This is a genomic window from Oribacterium sp. P6A1, assembly GCF_000702885.1.
Classification (GTDB): Bacteria; Bacillota; Clostridia; order Lachnospirales; family Lachnospiraceae; genus Oribacterium.
The window spans coordinates 31,673-51,454 of record NZ_JNKO01000002.1 but is presented as its reverse complement, the minus strand read 5'-3'; the positions used below and the strand labels follow the sequence as shown (position 1 = coordinate 51,454).

Below are 19,782 nucleotides of genomic sequence, written 5' to 3'. Positions count from 1 at the left end.
AGCTTCAAACTACATGTTCCTTGCCGCCAGATTGCAATAATATATCTTTCCGGTATACGGACGGCAGTTACTCTTATAAATGCCCTTTTCCCTGATATAATGCCTGGTCTGACCAGCATTATATCGTTCCTTCTCTGTAAGAAGCAGTCTCACCATCTGGTTGTTTTCCTTTATGCCGGTACGCCATACAGGAATCTGCAGGGTGAATTCATCTTCACCGCAGTTTATAACTATGATTGAAACCTCATTTTTATATATTCGCGCATAAACTACATAGTTGTATCCTGCCATCAGTTTCATTACGGAGCCGTACTTGAAAACATCATACCTTTTATGTATTCCGGCAAGATAATGATGGTACTCTATAAGTTCCAGATCCTCATGCCCCCAGGGATAAGGACGTCTGGAATCAGGCTCAGTCCAGCCCGTCATTCCGGCCTCATCTCCGTAATACAGCGTAGGTGCTCCCGGCCATGTCATCTGCATCATGGCTCCGAGCCTGTACAAAGCCACATTTGTGCCCTGATCAGCCTCATATGAGCCGCAGGTGCCTATACGCCCTACCTTCATGTTAGTCCTGGTCATAAAGCGGCTGTGGTCGTGATTTGAGAGCTGATTCATGGAGCACAGCACCGACACCTCCGGCATGCGCGACATATGATAGGTCATGGAATCAAAAAACCTCTTTCCATCCCCCTTCAGTCTCTCGTCTCTGGAATCCGAATGTTTCTCCATGCCTGTAAGGAACCAGGTTATAGGCTCCATAAACGCATCATAGTTCATGATGGTATCCCATTCATCTCCCTGAAGCCACCAGAAAGGATCTCCATAATGCTCAGCCAGTATCACCGCATTCGGATTGGCCTGTTTCACCACTTTTCTGAATCTCTTCCAGAATAAATGATTGTAATCACCTGTATGACCGAGATCGGCGGCAACATCAAGACGCCAGCCGTCTACATTGTACGGAGGGCTGACCCACTTCTTTCCAACCGCCAGTATCTTGTTTTCAAGCTCCATGGAGCCTTCATAGTTAAGTTTCGGAAGGGTGTCATTGCCCCACCACTTCTCATAAGTGTTATTCTTCGGCCACGCTTCGTCAGCATTGTCCCCGAAGGCAAAATAATTATGATACGGACTATCTTTTAACTGATAAGCTCCGGCCTGATAATCATTGGACTTATCCTTGTAGTTATAGAAATTGGACTTATTCATCCATTTGTTGTATGAACCGCAGTGATTGAAAACGCCGTCAATAATGACCCGCATCCCTCTCTTATGGCATTCCTGAACAAACTCAAGGAACAGCCTGTCGCTTGCCTCCAGGTTTTCGTGATGTGTGGTGCGTACCGAATACTTGGTGGCACGGGCATTATCGGTCTCCCAGTCCTCAACCACAGATCCGCCGTCTTTTACTATCTTTCCGATATGCGGATCGATATGGTCGTAGTCCTGAATGTCATATTTGTGATTTGACGGAGAAACAAACAGAGGATTGAAATATATGACCTGAACCCCAAGATACTGAATATAGTCAAGCTTATCCATAACACCCTGCAGGTCTCCGCCGTAGAATCTGTGAACATCAAAAGGCTCCACCGGTGTTTCCCAGTTCTCTATGCCTTTTACCGCTCTGCCGAGATAGATATACTCGTTATTCTTTACATTGTTGCTCTTGTCACCATCATAAAATCTGTCAATAAAGATCTGATACATGATGGCACCCTTGACCCAATCGGGTACATGGAATCCCGGCATAAGATGAAACGCCATCTGAGGATTCATATCCGCCGAAACACCAAGCCTGTTATAGTGCAGCTCCTCCCCCTGTTTCTCGATGAAGAAGCTATAGCTGAGCATGGCATTACCCACGACAACCTGATACTCAAAGAAATCAAAATAATCGTCGCTGAAAATACGGCGCATACGATCTTTGGTATTGCTCTCGTGGAAATAAATGTAAACTGCGTCTACATCCTTATATTTAGTTCTGAATCGTATTTTCACGGTATCTCCGGGATTCTGCTCTGCAGGCGAACGATAGTCATCGGTTCCCGCGGTGTAGAGCGAATCCCAGTTGATTTCACTCATTGCCATGAAGCTCTATACTCTTCTTTCTTGCAAATACTGGAACTCTGTGGGATATGTTGATCCCACAATGCTACATTTATTATTTATCGAACTCAACTACTCCGATATAAGGGAGATTACGGTAGCGCTGATCATAATCAAGACCATAACCCACAACAAATTCGTCAGGTATTTCAAAGCATGAATACTTTACGGGAACTTCCTTCTCACGACGTGACGGCTTGTTAAGCAGTGTACAGATCTCTATGGATTTTGGATTTCTGTCCAGAAGAAGCTTGCTTAAGTGGCTCAGTGTATGTCCGGAATCAATGATATCCTCAACGATAAGAACATTCTTTCCCTCCAGAGGCTCATCAAGGTCCTTTACTATCTTTACGATTCCGCTGGAAGTCGTTCCGGCACCATAGCTTGAAACCGACATAAAGTCGAAAGAAATGTCTACACCATGAATTCTCTTGGCAAGCTCACACATAAACATGGCTCCGCCCTTAAGAATGCATATCAGATGCAGGGATCTTCCCTTGTACTCCTCTGATATCTTTTCTGCTATCTCAACAATCTTCTCTTCGATCTGTCCCTCAGGAATCAGAACTCTTACTCGCTCCGTCATTATTCTTTCTCCTTTTAATGCTGAAAATCTCCTGATTTATCCTCAAAATCAGACGCTTTTTTCGATAATCGGCGCTCATCTTATATGGAAGATCCAAATGGGCATTTCCCGGGCCATGAATCAATTTATCCATGTCACGAAAGTGAACTGCTCCCCAATCCTTAAGCGGTGTTCCTATACGCCTGATAAGTTCGATCATCACATACTGTCTCACCAGTTCGGGATAAGTCTTAAGTTCCGTAACAGGAAGAGATATCTCCGTCCCCTCCTGCCCCGTCATTTCTCCATTCCTGATTTCTGCATATTTATCTACATACATAGACGCAAGTCTCCCAAAGAAGTCATCAGCCTCCCTGAGGATGTCAGCCGTACGGGCTATATGGGAACTTGCTTCCGGATTTATCTCTCTGAGGCCCGGAAGTATCTCGCTTCTAATATGGTTTCTTGTATACCTGGTATCAAGATTTGTGGAATCGATCACATAGGGAATACCGTTATCTTTAAGCTTACTCAGTATATATTCTCTCTTCACCGAAAGCAACGGACGAATGATAAATCCTCTCTTCGGCTCCATACCTGACAGCCCTCGTATGCCGGAGCCTCTCACCAGATTGTGAAGAACCGTTTCAGCCTGATCATCCATATGATGGGCCACGGCAATCAGGCACCTGGAGTTTTCAGTCTCCTGCCCTCCGGTTACTGCCGTAAGCTTATCCTCTATTTCTTTTCTTGTTGTCTCAAAAGCTTCATACCTTAGTATCCTTGCCGCTTCCTCAAGGCTCATCCCCTTTTCTCCGGCAAGTTTCGGAGCATCAACAAATACCTTTTTAAAAGGAATTTCCAGGTTATTGCAAAGCTCTTCGGAAAACTTCATATCTCTGTCGGCTTCCTCCCCGCGGATCCCATGATGAACATGTACCGCATGAAGGCTGTAGCCCAGAGACTCTTTAAACATATCAAGAGCATAAAGCAGAAAGACCGAATCGGGTCCTCCCGACAGCCCTACCAGTATGTCGTCTCCCTTTTCCACAAGCCGATGCTCCAGAATATAATTTCTTATTTCAAGCATCTGCTTGTCCGTTTTTATATCTTTTTTCTTGAAATGTACAATTCCCATACATACTATTATACCAATAAACTGCCATTTCATTAACCTTTAATCTATAGTTAATGACATTTTTATTAAATTTTCTTTCCCACGCAAACAAAAAGAGGGCATAAAGCCCTCTTAAATAATATCACTTTTCCGTGTCCGGTTTTATGATGATCTCATCCGGCAATTTAAGTCCAAAGATCTCTCTGGCCTTTTCCATAGTGAACTCTTTTGTCTTTACGTATATCTTTTTCTGCTCCAGTTCTTCCGACAGCCGCTTCTGCTCATCTATGTCAGCCTGCAGACTTTCCTCCTGCAGCTGATACTCGTGAGCCTGTTCCCTCAGAGTCACACTACGCATGTGTATCGCAAAAGCTATACACAGAACAACTATCGTAATTCCAATGATTGCCAGACGGTTTGATGTTTCATTTTTATTCCTTCGTCTGTTCTTCATATCTTTATCCTCTGATTGGATTATAAACTCTTAAAAAACAAATAGCAAGAATTGAAGCCTCTGTGTCAAATCCGGTACACTTTCAAAGATATTCATACATATCCTTTGAGTCTTCTTTATGAACAGTCTCCTGAATTGCAGTAACTTTTACCTTCACGGATTTTGTACCGAAGGATACTTCGATAATGTCTCCGATCTTAACTTCTGTACCTGCCTTCGCCACTTTATCATTTATCATAACACGGCCCGTATCGCAGGCTTCATTGGCAACAGTACGTCTTTTTATAAGTCTTGATACCTTAAGATATTTATCTAAACGCATAAATCTCCTATCCGAAAACCACATTCTGTGACAAAAAAGGATGGCTGCAATGCAACCATCCTTAATGTTAACTATAGTTATAAAACATGTTTTGAGTTCAAAACCTAAAATTAGTTAACCTTGTCCTTAAGAGCCTTACCGGCCTTGAATCTTGGAGCCTTTGAAGCCTCAATCTTCATTGTTGCACCAGTTCTAGGATTTCTACCCTCACGAGCAGCTCTCTCAGCAACATCGAATGTACCAAATCCGATAAGCTGAACCTTATCACCGTTTGCAAGTGCATCTGAAATAGCATCGAAAATGCCCTTTACAGCAGCCTCAGCATCCTTCTTTGAAAGATCAGCTCTCTTAGCAACCTCTGCTACTAATTCTACTCTATTCATGTTATTTTCCTCCGTAATACCATCAGATTTATATTACCTGATCATGTCAAGCTTCCGATGTATCTTATACTTTGTTTTACCTCTGAAATTATATATTTATATATCCACCATGTCAACCAAGAACCGCATAATCTCGCGGTTTTTGGCCGTTTTTGACCCTTTCGAAAGGTATATTTCAGATAATTTTAATATTCCCTGGCCGGCAGGCCTTTTCAAAGGTTTAATTCCCAAACTCCGGTTTCTGCTGTATGTTCTTCTCTTCCGCAGTATCACGCCTTCGTTACAGGAGTTTTTCTTATCCTTCTCAGAATTCCTTCAAGATGTTCTATGGTTTCCATCATCCCCCAGGTCTTCTCTCTGGTACTCTGGCGGAATACCATCATAGGCGCATTTCCGTTTGAGAACCTTAACTGTCCGAAGTTCTCTCTGACAACCTCAGGGATTGCATCCACCTGAATGTCCGCATTTTTATCGAACAGTATTTTAAACATACCTCTTTGTATATTCACCTCGGTCACATAGCACTGATGGGCAAGAGCTTTCAGTCTGGCGATATGAAGAAGATTCTCGCACTCCAACGGAAGCTCTCCGAAACGATCTATAAGTTCGTCCTGCATATCACTGTAGTCTTCATCACCGGTAATAGACGAGATCCTCTTATAGGTATCCAGTTTCTGTGCCTCATTGGATATATAGGAGTCCGGAATAAAAGCATCTATATCGCAGTTTATCTGTGTATCGAACTCAGGAATCTCCTCTGCTTCTCCCTTTTCCTGAAGGACAGCCGTATTAAGAAGTTTACAGTAAAGATCGTACCCCACTGCTTCCATGTGCCCATGCTGTTCCGCTCCCAGTACATTACCGGCACCTCTTATCTCCAGATCCCTCATAGCGATACGTATACCTGAACCAAGCTGGGTAAATTCCTTTATTGCCTTAAGCCTCTTCTCCGACTCCTCACTCAGCATTTTTCCTCGGCGATACATAAGAAAAGCGTAAGCGGTCCGGCTGGATCTGCCCACTCTGCCTCTCAGCTGATACAGCTGTGAGAGACCCATTCTCTCCGCATCCTGAATTATCATAGTGTTTGCATTGGGGATATCAAGTCCTGTTTCTATGATAGTTGTGGATACAAGGACATCAATCTCTCCATTTATAAATTGAAGCATGATATCCTCAAGCTGACTCTCGGACATCTGTCCATGGGCATAGGCTATTCTTACATCCGGGCACAGCTTCTGAATATGGGCCGCAACATCGGCTATGTTATTCACCCGGTTATAGACATAGTACACCTGTCCGTTTCTGGAAAGCTCCCTGCTGATGGCCTCTCTGATAAGCTCATCATTATACTCCATTACATAGGTCTGTATGGGCTGACGGTCTATAGGAGGCTCCTCAAGAACAGACATATCCCTTATACCGGCAAGAGACATGTGGAGAGTTCTGGGTATAGGCGTCGCGGAAAGAGTCAGAACATCCACATTCTGTTTCAGATTCTTTATCTTTTCCTTGTGAGTCACGCCGAATCTCTGCTCCTCATCTACGATAAGAAGTCCCAGATCCCTGAACTTTACATCCTTGCTCAATAGTCTGTGGGTGCCTATGACGATATCGGCCCTTCCGTTCTTTATATCCTCTATGGATTTCTTTATCTGCTGGGGAGTCCTGAATCTGCACAGCAAAGCAATATTAACAGGAAATCCTTTCATACGCTCCACAAAGGTGTTGTATATCTGCTGGGCAAGTATAGTGGTAGGCACCAGATACGCAACCTGCTTAGAATCCTGCACAGCCTTAAAACCTGCGCGAAGTGCTATTTCCGTCTTGCCGTAACCCACATCTCCGCAGATGAGCCGGTCCATGATCTTATGGCTCTCCATGTCCGCCTTTGTGGCGTCTATAGCCAGCTCCTGGTCCACAGTCTCATCATAGGGGAACATTTCCTCGAATTCCTTCTGCCACACAGTATCACTGCCGAATTTGTATCCGGCAGTACTCTGTCTTGCCGCATAGAGTTTAACCAGGTCCCTGGCGATTTCCTTGACCGCGTGCTGAACCCGGCTCTTGGCCTTCTGCCATTCCGTTCCCCCAAGCTTATTCAGTTTTGGAGCCTTTCCTATATCCTGGCTGGCATACTTTTGTATTCCATCAAGCTTTGTGGCAGGAAGATAGAGATTGCCGCCATCACCGTACTCAACCTTTATATAATCCTTGGTCACACCTTCGGTTCTGATACGTTCAATTCCTCTGTAGATTCCTATTCCATGATTCTCATGTACCACATAGTCCCCTACGGAAAGTTCACTAAGTTTGGAAATCTTCTGACCGTCAAACTTCTTCTGCTTACGCTTCTTTTTTACAATGTTGGCATTACCGAACATATCTCCTTCCGTAAGCAGTACAAATTTCTCCCCGGGGAACTGATAACCACTGTTAAGAACGCCGAATCTTACCTGAATGGCTCCCCTCTCAGCTTCCTCTCTTGCTGCACGCAGTGCACCGGAACCGGAATTCCCCGATAGTCCGCTCTTTCCGCTTAAACCGCCATATCTTTCTCCGCTTTCAGATTTGGTTCCCTTTCCCGAATTAATCAGTCCGCTTCCGGATGATGATTCTGCCGCATCCTTTTCAGAGCTTTCCCTTGTATCAGGGCAATATGCTCTCAGCTCATAATCCCTCAGATCCTGGGCGAGTCTTGAAGCTCTGGTTCTTGACGGACTGAGAAGCACTATCTCATACTTTTCCTTCTGCCAATGTTTAAGATCTTTTATCAGAAGCTCAAAGCCCGCTTTGTAGGGAACCACTTCAGTAGTTTCAAAATGAAATGTTTTCTTCGAATGGAGCTCTCTGACATTTGTACCCAATGTACTGAAGGCAACTGTCCTTCTGTCACAGAGTCTCTCCATGATCTGGTCTATTCCATAGATAAGCTTATCGGGATCTTTCTCATCCTGAACTCCCATACCGTTTGCTTCCAGTACAGCAGTAAGCTTTGCATGCTTTTGCATTTCACTGAGACGGGCCTCAAAACTTTCTCTGAATTCCGTCTCCACCATTTCTCCGCGTTCCTTAAGCCTGTCAGGTTCATCCAGGAAAAAAATATCGTCTTCCCCGAAATAATCAAGAAGACTTACTTCTTTCCCTTCGCTTTCCTTCCCGCTTGCCCTGTCGGATGCCGGATATATCTCAGCTTCCTCCAGAGTCTCTATGGACCTTTGACTTTCCACATCAAAGCTTCGGATATTATCAACCTCAGTATCCCAAAACTCTATTCTGACAGGATTTTCCGCCGTAAAGGGATAAATGTCCGCGATGCCTCCGCGAACAGAATACTCTCCCATAGCCTCAACCTCTGTCATACGCTCATACCCAAGATCCCTGAGCTTTTTTGACAGGGCCTCCATCTCCATGACCATACCGGGTCTTATGGAAAGGACAGCTTCCGAAAAAGTCTCTTTTCCAAGGACCTTATCCATGAGAGCGTCAATGCTTGCGACTATTACTCCCCCGTCCTCTTCCATAAGATGCTTAAGCACCTCCACACGTTGTCTGGTAATGAGATTGCCCTGAGTATCCGCCTGATAAAAAAGAAAATCCTTCGCCGGATAGTACCATGCATTCTCGGAAAAAGCATGAATATCCTTCACGAACTGTTTTCCCGTTACCTCATCCTTAACAACCATGAGCTTCCAGTTTTTTCCGGACTTCACCCCCGCCTTTTCAGCTGAAACCTCCGGGGCGCTCTCCAGCGATACAAGAAGCTGGGCCTTGACAGTATTAACGGTTCCTGTAACCGTAACTGGACCCTTTCCTGATGCCAGGGCCTTCTGCAGTTCTTCATAGTCTTTTGTTCTTAAAAACGGATTAACCATGTACCTTCCTTCTGAATCGTTAAATCAAAGCTTCATTGGATTATATCTGTTCATAGCATGTTCGACGCCGTTATCAATTATGTCAAAGGCTGCCGACGCAGCTTCATCATAAACTTCCTTCATGATTTTTTCGTCAGTCTGGTTAAACTTTGCGAGAACGTGCACTGCAAGATCCATATTATCCGGCTTCATACCCACTCCGACACGTATCCTTCCGAATTTATCGGAGCCCAGACTTGAAATGATGGATTTCAGTCCATTATGTCCTCCCGCAGAGCCGGAAGGTCTGATGCGCATACGTCCCACATCGAGATTTATATCATCGGAGAATACGATAATATGCTCTGGTTCTATTTTATAAAAATTAGCCAAAGGCGCAATGCAGTTTCCCGAAAGATTCATATATGTAAGGGGCTTAACAACTATTATCTGTTCAAGTCCGTGAGCACTCTGGTAGCGAAGCTTTGTATAGGCACCGTTAAACTTTGTTTCATTCAGCTTTTCTCCCCCCATCTTATCAAGAAGGGCATCTACGGCTGCAAAGCCTGCATTATGGCGTGTTCCTTCATATTTTCTCTCGGGATTTCCGAGTCCTGCAATTAAATACATATCATTTCCTCCGTTAGTCGATAGTTCACTGTCTTAAGCATCTGAATCAATATATACAAAAAGCCTCATCCTTCCGCAGCCTTATCTGCCTGCAAATGTCGCTTTATTCCATTTTGACTTTGTGCATTTTATATTTTTTACACCCCAAAAGCAAGCAAAAGGAGATTTTCCCCACACTGAAAAGGAGCCGCCGTAATACAGCGACTCCAAATCATTTTAAATATGTGTCAGAGATCAAAATCCCTCAGCTTCAGAGATCATCTCAGCCTGATACTTGTCGAGAATAATGCTCTGAATAGCGTCTCTGGTCGAAGACTTGATAGGATGAGCGATGTCTCTATACTCTCCATCAGCAGTCTTTCTGGACGGCATGGCAATGAAGAGCCCCTTCTCACCTTCAATTACCTTGATGTCATGAATTACGAACTCGTTATCAAAAGTGATGGATACGATGGCTTTCATCTTTCCTTCTTTGTCCACTTTGCGAATCCGCACGTCTGTTACCTGCATATTGCTCCCTTCCCTGACCCCGGTTGTCATTACTTCGGTCACGTATTTTGGTTAGTTTATAAAGAGAAAATGCCCATTTATAAAATAACGCAGGGCATTTTCATCTGATTAGACTATCTTCGAAACCCAGATATATTACATCTGATATCTAACGTTTTTCTCAACCACAATCTTAATATCATCCGGTTTTCCGATGTATGTAGTATTTGCACGGATAGTATCGCGGCTCTCTACAATACAGTTCTCGATAACCGTATTGTCTCCGATATAGACATCATTAAGAATGATGGAATTCTTGATCACGCAATTGTTTCCGACATATACCTTACGGAACAGAACAGAATTCTCAACGGTTCCGTTTATGATACATCCACTTGCAAGAATGGAGTGACGGACATTACAATCCGGATTGTACTTTGCAGGAGGGTTGTCCTCAAGCTTTGTATAAACTCCCGGTAATGTACGGAAGAAATAATCACGTACGTCTCTCTTCAGGAAATCCATATTTGTCTTGTAATATGACTCTACCGAAGCGATGTTGGACCAATAGGTCTCGATCTTATATCCGTAGATTCTCTTTACGTTCTTATAGCGAACAAGAATATCGTTTACGAAATCTGTACGGTCTTCTTCATGTGCCTTCTCAAGAAGCTCAATAAGCTGACGTCTGCGAACCACGTAGATACCGCAGGAAATGGTATTGGCATCTGTAGAGATAGGTTTCTCCTCAAAATCAACTATGCGTCCGTCATCGTTAAGCTTTACACATCCGAATCTTGATACGTCTGTGTTCGGCTCCATAGTTTTTACAACTACAGTAATGTCGGCCTTCTTTTCAATGTGGTATTCAAGAACCTTGTTGTAATCAAGCTTATAGATACCATCACCTGCAGCAACGATAACATAAGGCTCATGTGATGCCTTAAGGAACTCCAGGTTCTGATAAAGTGCATCGGCTGTTCCTCTGAACCAGTCGCTGTGCTCTGCGGTAATAGTCGGTGTATAAACATACAGACCGCCCTGCTTACGTCCGAAATCCCACCACTTTGATGATGAAAGGTGCTGGTTAAGGGATCTTGAATTGTACTGTGTCAAAACTGCAACTTTCTGAATATGTGAGTTGGACATATTGGAAAGTGAAAAATCGATAGCTCTGAATGAACCTGCAACAGGCATGGCTGAAATCGCTCTCTTGTTTGAAAGCTCACGCATACGCTTGTTGTTACCACCTGCTAAAATAATACCTATCGCTCTCATATCTCGCTGTCCTCCTTAATGATTGCTCCGCCGCTTGCGAGTAATCCGTCAGGATAATCCTCTGCTGTTGTAACGCCATAGATAGCGGTGTTTCTGCCGATCTTTACATTGTCGGGAATAACTGAATTTTCTCCCACAGTAACAAGATCTGCGTTGTATACTCTCTGGTCATACGTACTGGGTGCGAACTCGCCGACACCGATATCACAGTTCTTACCGATCTTTACATCCTGAGCGATAACTGCCTTATCGATCTTTGTTCCGGCTTCGATAACTGCGTTAGACATGATAACAGAATCCGTTACCACTGCACCGGACTCAATCCTTACGCCCTCACCAATGACTGAATTGTGAACCTCTCCGTGAATCTCACAGCCCTCTGCAATGAGACATCTCTCAACATGAGAGTTCTCCGAAATAAACTGCGGTGCAGGATTCTTGGTATCTGTATAGATCTTCCAGTACTCCTCATAGAGGTTGAACTCAGGAATAATGGCAACCAGCTCCATGTTTGCCTGCCAGTATGACTGAAGTGTTCCTACATCCTTCCAGTAACCGTTGAACTCATAAGCGAAAATACGCTTTCCGCCCTGGAACAGATAAGGAATGATATGTTTACCGAAATCCTCTCCCGGAACATCCTTGTTTGTGATAAGTGCCTCGCGAAGTACCGGCCATGAGAAAATATAGATACCCATAGATGCGAGATTCGACTTTGGCTCCTTTGGCTTCTCCTGGAAATCAATGATACGGTTCTGCTCATCAGTAACCGTGATTCCGAAGCGGCTTGCCTCCTCCATAGGAACAGGCATAGATGCGATGGTACAATCCGCATTCATAGCCTTATGATACTCAAGCATAACCTCATAATCCATCTTATAGATATGATCGCCTGAAAGAATCAAAACATAATCTGGATGATAATTATCGATGTACTCAATATTCTGATAAATCGCATTGGCAGTACCTGAGAACCAGTCCGCGCCGGTCTGTGACTCATACGGCTGAAGGATGGTTACACCACCTCTGTTACGGTCAAGATCCCATGGAATACCGATTCCGATATGGGCATTCAGACGTAAAGGCTTATACTGTGTCAATACTCCGACAGTATCTACACTGGAATTAATGCAGTTTGACAATGGGAAGTCGATAATTGAATACTTTCCACCGAAAGAAACTGCAGGCTTTGCGACATTCTTTGTTAGTACACCAAGGCGTGAACCCTGGCCGCCTGCTAGCAGCATGGCGATCATTTCTTTTTTAATCACGTCATCACCTCATAGTTGTAAAAAAAGTGTTAAAATTATCAAGCTTTCTCCATTATAGCACCCTATTTCCTCTCTGTTAACTCAAAAATGGTAAAAATAACCACAACTAAAACGATTCAAACCTGTATTTTGTCGAAATAACATAAAAAATAATCGGATTTTATCATTTGAGCCGGATTTTTAAGAAATTGCATACAATTCAACACCCACAAATTACGAGAAACATTGAAAACACGATATGTTTAAAGTATAATCTTAAATCAATCGAGATTCGGATCCCGATACTTATATTAATTTAGAACAGGGGAAAATTATGGAAGTTACTGCTTTAAGAGAAATTTTCAAAAATAAAGAGGCCTTCTATGATAAGGAAGTCACCGTAGGCGGCTGGGTAAGATCCAATCGTGATTCCAAGCAGTTTGGTTTCCTTGTCATTTCAGACGGTACATTCTTTACACCGCTTCAGGTGGTTTACCATGATGACATGGACAATTTCGCAGAGATCGCAAAGCTTGGAGTAGGAGCCGCTGCAGTCGTAAAAGGAAAGATTGTTGCCACTCCGGATGCCAAGCAGCCATTCGAGCTTCAGGCAACAGAGGTTACGGTAGAAGGTGCCACTACTCCTGACTATCCTCTTCAGAAAAAGAGACATACACTTGAGTATCTTCGTACCATGACACATCTTCGTCCCAGAACAAACACTTTCCAGGCAGTGTTCCGTGTACGTTCACTCATCGCTTACGCTATTCACGTATTCTTCCAGGAAAGAGGCTTCGTATACGTTCATACACCGCTTATCACCTCATCTGATGCAGAGGGTGCAGGCGAGATGTTCCAGGTAACAACTCTTCCTATTAATGAGGCTCCTGTGGTTGACGGACAGATTGACTATTCACAGGATTTTTTCAACAAGAAGACCTCACTTACTGTTTCAGGACAGCTTAACGGCGAGACATTTGCACAGGCTTTCAGAAACATCTACACCTTCGGACCTACATTCCGTGCAGAGAACTCAAACACCCAGCGTCATGCTGCAGAGTTCTGGATGATTGAGCCCGAGATGGCATTTGCAGATCTCGATGACGTCATCGCCTGTGAGGAAGATATGATCAAGTTCATCATCAAGTATGTTCTTGAAAATGCACCGGAAGAGATGGCATTCTTCAATCAGTTTGTTGACAAGGGACTTATCGAGCGTCTTACTCACGTTATGAATTCCGATTTCGCCCGTATCACATACACAGATGCCGTCAAGCTTCTTGAGGAGCACAACGATGAATTTGAGTACAAGGTATCCTGGGGCGTTGATCTTCAGACAGAGCATGAGCGTTACCTCACAGAAAAGCATTTCCAGAAGCCTGTTTTCGTAACCGACTATCCTAAGGATATCAAGGCCTTCTATATGAAGCAGAATCCTGACGGAAAGACTGTTGCCGCAGTTGACTGTCTCGTTCCGGGTATCGGAGAGATCATGGGCGGTTCACAGCGTGAAGAGGATTACGACAAGCTTGTTGCACGTATGGAAGAGATGGGTATGGATATGGAACAGTACAAGTTCTATCTTGATCTTCGTAAATACGGTACAACAAGACACGGCGGATTCGGCCTCGGTTTTGAAAGAGCTGTCATGTACCTGACAGGTGTTCAGAATATTCGTGATGTACTTCCATTCCCAAGAACAGTTGGAAATTGTGATATTTAAAGCTAATCGGGCAGATTTATCTGCCCGTTTTTTTATGCGATAAGCACTTTTTTATTTATTATTATTAAGTTAAAATATATCTTATATTATTTTAATTATTTGTAGGAGCAGCAAATGCGTTTTATTCACACATCAGATGTCAATTGGGGCATGGTGCCGGATTCCGATCAGGCATGGGGCAAAGACCGCGCAAACGATATCAAGACCTCCTTCCGTAAGATCATCGAGAAGTGTCGTGATTTCAGTGTTGACTGCCTTTTCATAGCAGGCAATCTCTTTCATCGTCAGCCCATGAACAAAGACCTTCAGGAACTGAACTATCTGTTCAGCTCCATCCCATCTACACATGTGGTGATCATTTCCGGTGAGAACGACCGTATCAGTTCAAACTCAGCCTTACTCAGCTTTAACTGGAGTGCCAATGTCACATGGATTCTCAGTGACAGCCCCGAGTCTGTTTATTTTGATGACATTAATACCAGGGTTTACGGATTCTCATATCACACCAGAGAGCTTAGGGAAACCGTAATCGACACCATAGAGCCGGAGAACGACGGACACATTCACATACTCCTTGCACATGGAGGAGATCAGGATCACATGCCTGTGGATGTGGAGACATTGGCAAAGCTTCCTTTTGATTATGTGGCTTTAGGATATCTTCACAAACCTGTGGAGATAGTGGAGCGCAGAGTTATATATTCGGGTTCACCGGAACCTCTGGATATGAGTGAAACCGGTCCCCATGGATTTTATTTCGGAGACATAAACCCTATAACCCATAAAGTACAGCGTCTCACTTTTATGGACATCGCAAAGGTTTCCTACATACCGCTGGAATTCGATGTTACGGACAAAACCTCCAATGATGCTCTGGTGAATCGCATTCTCGGTGAAATCAAATCAAAGGGCACGGATAATATCTACATGGTACGCATCTTCGGAAAACGAAGTCCGGATGTTCGTTTCAATTTATCATCCATAACCCACGAATACAGAGTCGTAAGTGTACATGACGATTCCGAGCCACAGTATGATTTTGCCGCCATCTACAAGGAACATCCATCCGATATCATAGGCTTCTATATACGAAAGCTTCTCAGGGAAGATCCCAATGATATGAGCTACGTGGAAAAAAAGGCCTTATACTACGGCATCAATGCTTTACTAAAATCTCAGAAGGGTGGTAGATGATCATGCGTTTTATCGACATTCACATCGAGGGATTCGGAAAATTCCATAAATTCGATCTGAAGCTGAAGGATGGCATGAATATCATTTACGGCCATAATGAAGCCGGTAAATCTACACTTCACTCCTTCCTTCAGGCTATGCTTTACGGTCTGGGCAGACGCTCCGGAAAGCAGCTCTCAAAGAAATACCAGTCCTGGGAATATCCCGACGATTACAGCGGAACTCTCCGGATAGAGCACCTTGGCAAAATTTACCTTATAAGCAGAGATTTCAATCTGGACAGTCTTTCCATCAGAAACGAAACCGACAGAACCGATGTTGAAAATCCGGAAACATGGCTCAATCAGATGCTGGACGGCATCTCCGAAACAGCCTTCGAAAACACAGTTTCCATAGGACAGCTGAGAAGCGCCACCAGCAGAGGCATGATAAATGAGCTTAAGTCCTGCATACGAAATCTCAATTCCACCGGTGATATGTCTTTGGACAGCTCCAGCGCTCTCAGGATACTGGACAGGCAGAAGGAACACCTTCAGACAAAAATCGTTCCCGATGCTGCAAAAACCTATGCCCAGCTTATAGGTGAAATAAGAAACATCGAGAGAGACATACAACAGCCCGAATACGAAAATCAGCTGCGCAAGTATCAGAATCTTCGCACTGAGGTTCGAACCGAGCAGGTGGACAGGCAAACCAAGAAGGAGGAAATGCTTCAGAAGGTCGCTGCTCAGGAAGCCACCTTGCTTCAATCGGGCCTGAAAGACGATGTTGAAATCCAGAATACTCTGGACAGGGGGCTTAACCTGTACGAATCCTGCAAAGAAGAGACCGAAAGGAGATCTCAGCCGTCAAGGATCATCATCCCTTCTGCCTTTATGGCTCTGGCATTACTCAGTATCGTCACAGATATGCTGTTTGCCGCTGCCGGCTCACAGGGTTTTGCTTCGGCGTTCCATATAACTCCGGAGAAGCTGTCCTTTTTTAAAGGGATCGTTGATAATTCAACTTTGGGCGCAACAGTTCCGGTAGCTGTTTGCACATTCTTCTTCGTGCTGTTCTTCATGCTTGGTTCACTGGCACTTCATAACAATGTCAACGGCGGAAAGAATCTTACAAGATCAACCAGGGAACTCGGAGAGCTTCTCACAAGATATATAGGTTTCTCGGACATAAACGATGATGCAGTAAACAGCTTTCAGACTCATATGGAAGAGCTTCTTAAAGTCTATAACGAACTGGACACCAACAGAGCACAGCTTGAAGCCCTGACTCTGGAAATACAGGGTCTCAATGATAATGAGCGTAAGTACGATGTTGCGCTTCAGAAACAGAACGAAAAGCAGACTGAACTGGAAGGCAAACTCCAGCATCTCGTTAATGTTAAAAACAGAGCCGAAATGCTGAAACATACCATCAGCGAAAACGATGCCGTCGCAGAAGAGATAGATGCTATCAACCTGGCTTACGAGACCATGACAGAACTGGAAACCAGCATAAAGCAGAGCTTTGGTCACTATCTGAACAAAGAAGCCGGAGATCTGATTTCGGGAATCACCGGAGGTGTATATGATTCCATGTGGATCGACCAGAATCTGGAAATCTACATGAATACACCCACAAAGCTTGTTCCCATCGAGGACGTTTCCAGCGGAACCATGGACCAGATTTATCTGGCCCTCAGACTTGCCGCATCACGTCTCATGCAAAACGGTAAGCTCGCTGTCCACTCAAAAATAGAAACAGACCGGCTTCCTCTTATCTTCGATGATTCTTTTGCCATGTATGATGAAAAGCGTCTCAATTCCGCTCTTCACTTCATCATGGATATACATAAGGGTCAGATACTTCTTTTCACCTGCCACACCCGTGAAAAGAGGATACTGAAGGATGCAAACGACGATTTCAATTTTATTGAGCTCTGATAAACTGAAAGTTGAGTCATTTTTTCCGGTTTTGACTCCGAAAATCTGAAAGTTGAGTCATTTTTTCCGTTTTTGACTGCGAAAATCTGAAAGTTGAGTCATTTTTTCCGGTTTTGACTGCGAAAATCTGAAAGTTGAGTCGTTTTTTCCGGTTTTGGCTCCGAAAATCTGAAAGTTGAGTCGTTTTTTCCGGTTTCGGCTCCGAAAATCTGAAAGTTGAGTCTTTTTTTCCGGTTTCGGCTCCGAAAATCTGAAAGTTGAGTCGGTTTTACTCCAAAAAAAGTGCGGTTCCTGATGGAGCCGCACTTTTTTATCACTATTTAATTCTGAGGTAATATCCCGAAATAAAAAATTTTACTTTACTGCTGCCTGGGCTTCTGTATTCGGATGATCGAGCTTTGTTACCGCATCTATAATAGATGAGGCATCACCGCTTTCCAAAAGAGCATTGATTTTGTCTATGGACTCTGCATTCATATGAGCCTTTCCGAGATACTGTTCATAATTTCTGGAAAGATTAAGTGCCTGCTCCTTCTCTTTGGTTTCAAGCTCGGAACGCTGATTCACCGCATTGGTAAATGCAAGTGACAGCTCATCCACCTTGGGCTTGGCCGCAGTCTCAATCTCATCAATGATGATATTTCTTGTGACTGTATCAAAGGTATTCTGTGCGCTTTGCTTCTGGCTGATAATGTCGCTTCTTTCCTGTTGTATCTTTGCTATATCATCATCGAAAGATTCCAGATTATAGCCAGCTTCACTGGAATCCTTTTGAATGAGTTTTATCTTTTTCCTGATATTTTTCCTGTTAAGTTTTATACGATTCTTGATATCGCGTCCCTGCTGTACCGCTCCCGCATGCCTTCCTGATATATTCATGACAGCAACATAAATACCACCGAAAACCATTATGTCAGCGATGTAGATTGCCACAAGATATAAAATCTGATGATTCGGAATAAGAAAATATATTCCGAATGGAAGCAGGGCAAATATAACTATGAACACAAGCAGAAAAGATAAGAGTTCACCGAGCCCTGAGGGATGAAACAGCGTATAGAATATATTCGTGCTGTAAAACTTAGGTGCATTGTCTTTCTTCATGACTGCTGCTATCTGACGTCTAAGCTCTTTGTTCTCGATTTTCAGAGGTTCAGTCTCACTCTTTATACGGCCCTTGACACCTTCCTGTTTAGCTTTTTCTCTTTCGGCCTGACGTTTCTTAAGGCGGGCTTCCGCCTGACTTATCTGGCGATCATAGGTGGCTGTAAGATCCTCGCTTCTCTGCTTAAGAGTCTTGTCAATCTTGTCCTGCACTTCTTTTCTTGTTTTGTCCAAAAGCACTGAAGTCTGTTTCTCCGTTTCCCTCATATTTGTAAGCTGGGTACTTACATTCTGATATTCAGCAATAGCATTTTTGGCTTCCTCCAGAAATGCCCGGGGATTCTCTATCTCCATTCCCATTATGTACGCCTCCTAATGTCATAAAATTAAGACTACTATAATAGTATAGCTCTTTTGTGAATTATTTATTAACAAAACTCATTTTTTTTCATTTTTTAACACTTTTCCACAAAAATCCCCGCCGGAAAATCTGTTTGAATTGCGTGGATGAATTATGTATTATTATCACTATCAATTTTTAGGAGAAATCTATGTTTAGAATGAATGGAACCATATATCGGGATGGGCAGATGCTCAAGGACTGCGTTTCCCGTCAGGAAGACTACTCTATGTCACGTACAGACAGAGTCCTCACTGCTCTTAAAGAAATCTGCGAATACATGGACCTTGCGGTTCCCATCTGGCTGGAGCCGAATATCAGGGAATTTAAACGCAAATCCATAACCTGCTTCCGGTCAGATTCCTTTGTTGAACCCATAAATTTTGATTATCTCAGGATAGAAGTAATTGAGGAGTGAGACATCACTCGTTAAATAACTGCATGGAATCAAGCATCAGAGTAAATGGGCCGTCATTCAGAAGCTCAACTTTCATATCCGCTCCGAATTCTCCATGCTCGACTTTACGTACGTAATCTTTGCATCTTTCCGTAAAGTATCTGTACAGATCATCCGCCTTTTGCGGCTCTCCTGCTTCTATAAAGCTCGGACGGTTGCCTTTACGGCAGTTTGCATAAAGCGTGAACTGACTGACTACAAGCACTGATCCTCCTACATCCGAGAGAGAACAGTTGGTCTTTCCGTTCTCGTCGGGAAAGATACGCAGGCTGCATATTTTCTTTACCATCTTGTCGGCTATCGCCTCTGTATCGGTGTCGGAAACACCGAGAAATATCAGAAATCCTCTGCCTATCTTTCCTATAACAGCATCATCTACGGTTACCGAAGCATGCTGAACTACCTGAACCACACATCTCATATTGACCTCTTTCCAAAAGGCACGGCACTCTGCCGGCCTCTGTTAATTTACATATCCTAAAGTTTAGCATATTGTTTCCTGATCAGCTAATTAATATACATTGA

Annotated in this window: 17 protein-coding genes; 4 read left to right on the top strand and 13 right to left on the bottom strand. The window is 43.7% G+C overall.

The annotated features are described in order from the left end of the window. Positions 1-9: 9 nt before the first annotated feature. The 11 genes from T515_RS01530 to T515_RS01480 all read right to left on the bottom strand — a co-directional run bounded on the left by T515_RS01530 (position 10) and on the right by T515_RS01480 (position 12,478). Positions 10-2,097 (bottom strand): glycoside hydrolase family 13 protein, encoded by a 2,088-nt coding sequence (locus T515_RS01530; RefSeq protein ID WP_051671319.1) that lies wholly within the window; start codon positions 2,095-2,097, stop codon positions 10-12. Positions 2,098-2,170: 73 nt separating this feature from the next. Then, positions 2,171-2,701, bottom strand: a complete 531-nt coding sequence (hpt, locus tag T515_RS01525) for a hypoxanthine phosphoribosyltransferase (RefSeq protein WP_036606820.1) — start codon at positions 2,699-2,701, stop codon at positions 2,171-2,173. Beyond that, a complete protein-coding gene (gene tilS / locus T515_RS01520) occupies positions 2,670-3,770 on the bottom strand; it encodes a tRNA lysidine(34) synthetase TilS (RefSeq protein ID WP_197026378.1) in 1,101 nt (366 codons plus the stop codon). The genes hpt and tilS overlap by 32 nt, the downstream gene beginning before the upstream one ends. A gap of 169 nt (positions 3,771-3,939) precedes the next feature. Continuing rightward, entirely contained in the window at positions 3,940-4,251 is a 312-nt protein-coding gene (locus T515_RS01515; protein WP_036606818.1) for a hypothetical protein, read from the bottom strand. An 82-nt stretch (positions 4,252-4,333) separates the two neighbouring features. After that, complete coding sequence (locus tag T515_RS01510; RefSeq protein ID WP_036606816.1) at positions 4,334-4,573, bottom strand: RNA-binding S4 domain-containing protein; 240 nt, start codon at positions 4,571-4,573, stop codon at positions 4,334-4,336. A 110-nt stretch (positions 4,574-4,683) separates the two neighbouring features. Beyond that, the gene (locus T515_RS01505; protein WP_036606814.1) at positions 4,684-4,956 is read right to left on the bottom strand and encodes an HU family DNA-binding protein; all 273 of its coding nucleotides are present in this window, start codon (positions 4,954-4,956) and stop codon (positions 4,684-4,686) included. A gap of 269 nt (positions 4,957-5,225) precedes the next feature. Continuing rightward, positions 5,226-8,831 (bottom strand): transcription-repair coupling factor, encoded by a 3,606-nt coding sequence (gene mfd / locus T515_RS01500; protein WP_036606812.1) that lies wholly within the window; start codon positions 8,829-8,831, stop codon positions 5,226-5,228. A 24-nt stretch (positions 8,832-8,855) separates the two neighbouring features. Then, positions 8,856-9,440, bottom strand: a complete 585-nt coding sequence (gene pth, locus T515_RS01495) for an aminoacyl-tRNA hydrolase (RefSeq protein WP_036606810.1) — start codon at positions 9,438-9,440, stop codon at positions 8,856-8,858. Between the two features lie 234 nt (positions 9,441-9,674). Then, positions 9,675-9,950 carry a septation regulator SpoVG gene (gene spoVG, locus T515_RS01490; protein ID WP_036606809.1) on the bottom strand — a complete coding sequence of 92 codons (276 nt, stop codon included), beginning with the start codon at positions 9,948-9,950 and terminating at the stop codon, positions 9,675-9,677. Positions 9,951-10,085: 135 nt separating this feature from the next. Beyond that, positions 10,086-11,207: a glucose-1-phosphate adenylyltransferase subunit GlgD gene (gene glgD / locus T515_RS01485; protein ID WP_036606806.1), complete on the bottom strand. Its 1,122-nt coding sequence runs from the start codon at positions 11,205-11,207 to the stop codon at positions 10,086-10,088. Next, a complete protein-coding gene (locus T515_RS01480) occupies positions 11,204-12,478 on the bottom strand; it encodes a glucose-1-phosphate adenylyltransferase (protein WP_036606804.1) in 1,275 nt (424 codons plus the stop codon). The genes glgD and T515_RS01480 overlap by 4 nt, the downstream gene beginning before the upstream one ends. Positions 12,479-12,791: 313 nt before the next feature. Here T515_RS01480 and asnS point away from each other — a divergent pair, with 313 nt between their 5' ends. From asnS to T515_RS01465, 3 genes are all read left to right on the top strand, one after another. Continuing rightward, on the top strand, positions 12,792-14,180 hold the full coding sequence (gene asnS / locus T515_RS01475; protein ID WP_036606801.1) for an asparagine--tRNA ligase: 1,389 nt from the start codon (positions 12,792-12,794) through the stop codon (positions 14,178-14,180). A gap of 114 nt (positions 14,181-14,294) precedes the next feature. Next, positions 14,295-15,374: a metallophosphoesterase family protein gene (locus T515_RS01470; protein ID WP_036606798.1), complete on the top strand. Its 1,080-nt coding sequence runs from the start codon at positions 14,295-14,297 to the stop codon at positions 15,372-15,374. Then, complete coding sequence (locus tag T515_RS01465; RefSeq protein WP_051671317.1) at positions 15,371-17,296, top strand: ATP-binding protein; 1,926 nt, start codon at positions 15,371-15,373, stop codon at positions 17,294-17,296. Before T515_RS01470 ends, T515_RS01465 begins: the two co-directional genes overlap by 4 nt. Before the next feature lie 354 nt (positions 17,297-17,650). Here the strand turns inward: T515_RS01465 and T515_RS01460 are convergent, their stop codons facing one another. After that, a complete protein-coding gene (locus T515_RS01460) occupies positions 17,651-18,760 on the bottom strand; it encodes a hypothetical protein (RefSeq protein ID WP_036606794.1) in 1,110 nt (369 codons plus the stop codon). 191 nt (positions 18,761-18,951) lie between these two features. Here T515_RS01460 and T515_RS01455 point away from each other — a divergent pair, with 191 nt between their 5' ends. Continuing rightward, a complete protein-coding gene (locus tag T515_RS01455; RefSeq protein ID WP_036606790.1) occupies positions 18,952-19,218 on the top strand; it encodes a hypothetical protein in 267 nt (88 codons plus the stop codon). A 4-nt stretch (positions 19,219-19,222) separates the two neighbouring features. Here the strand turns inward: T515_RS01455 and dtd are convergent, their stop codons facing one another. Further along, positions 19,223-19,678: a D-aminoacyl-tRNA deacylase gene (gene dtd, locus T515_RS01450; protein ID WP_036606788.1), complete on the bottom strand. Its 456-nt coding sequence runs from the start codon at positions 19,676-19,678 to the stop codon at positions 19,223-19,225. Between the last annotated feature and the right edge of the window lie 104 nt (positions 19,679-19,782).

Bases quoted from the DNA above. Each gene is read 5' to 3' on its own strand.
- tilS (WP_197026378.1), bottom strand. From the start codon at position 3,770: ATGCTTGAAATAAGAAATTATATTCTGGAGCATCGGCTTGTGGAAAAG.
- dtd (WP_036606788.1), bottom strand. From the start codon at position 19,678: ATGAGATGTGTGGTTCAGGTAGTTCAGCATGCTTCGGTAACCGTAGAT.
- hpt (WP_036606820.1), bottom strand. From the start codon at position 2,701: ATGACGGAGCGAGTAAGAGTTCTGATTCCTGAGGGACAGATCGAAGAG.
- mfd (WP_036606812.1), bottom strand. From the start codon at position 8,831: ATGGTTAATCCGTTTTTAAGAACAAAAGACTATGAAGAACTGCAGAAG.
- spoVG (WP_036606809.1), bottom strand. From the start codon at position 9,950: ATGCAGGTAACAGACGTGCGGATTCGCAAAGTGGACAAAGAAGGAAAG.
- asnS (WP_036606801.1), top strand. From the start codon at position 12,792: ATGGAAGTTACTGCTTTAAGAGAAATTTTCAAAAATAAAGAGGCCTTC.
- T515_RS01530 (WP_051671319.1), bottom strand. From the start codon at position 2,097: ATGGCAATGAGTGAAATCAACTGGGATTCGCTCTACACCGCGGGAACC.
- pth (WP_036606810.1), bottom strand. From the start codon at position 9,440: ATGTATTTAATTGCAGGACTCGGAAATCCCGAGAGAAAATATGAAGGA.
- T515_RS01455 (WP_036606790.1), top strand. From the start codon at position 18,952: ATGTTTAGAATGAATGGAACCATATATCGGGATGGGCAGATGCTCAAG.
- T515_RS01505 (WP_036606814.1), bottom strand. From the start codon at position 4,956: ATGAATAGAGTAGAATTAGTAGCAGAGGTTGCTAAGAGAGCTGATCTT.
- T515_RS01465 (WP_051671317.1), top strand. From the start codon at position 15,371: ATGATCATGCGTTTTATCGACATTCACATCGAGGGATTCGGAAAATTC.
- T515_RS01470 (WP_036606798.1), top strand. From the start codon at position 14,295: ATGCGTTTTATTCACACATCAGATGTCAATTGGGGCATGGTGCCGGAT.
- glgD (WP_036606806.1), bottom strand. From the start codon at position 11,207: ATGAGAGCGATAGGTATTATTTTAGCAGGTGGTAACAACAAGCGTATG.
- T515_RS01510 (WP_036606816.1), bottom strand. From the start codon at position 4,573: ATGCGTTTAGATAAATATCTTAAGGTATCAAGACTTATAAAAAGACGT.
- T515_RS01515 (WP_036606818.1), bottom strand. From the start codon at position 4,251: ATGAAGAACAGACGAAGGAATAAAAATGAAACATCAAACCGTCTGGCA.
- T515_RS01460 (WP_036606794.1), bottom strand. From the start codon at position 18,760: ATGGGAATGGAGATAGAGAATCCCCGGGCATTTCTGGAGGAAGCCAAA.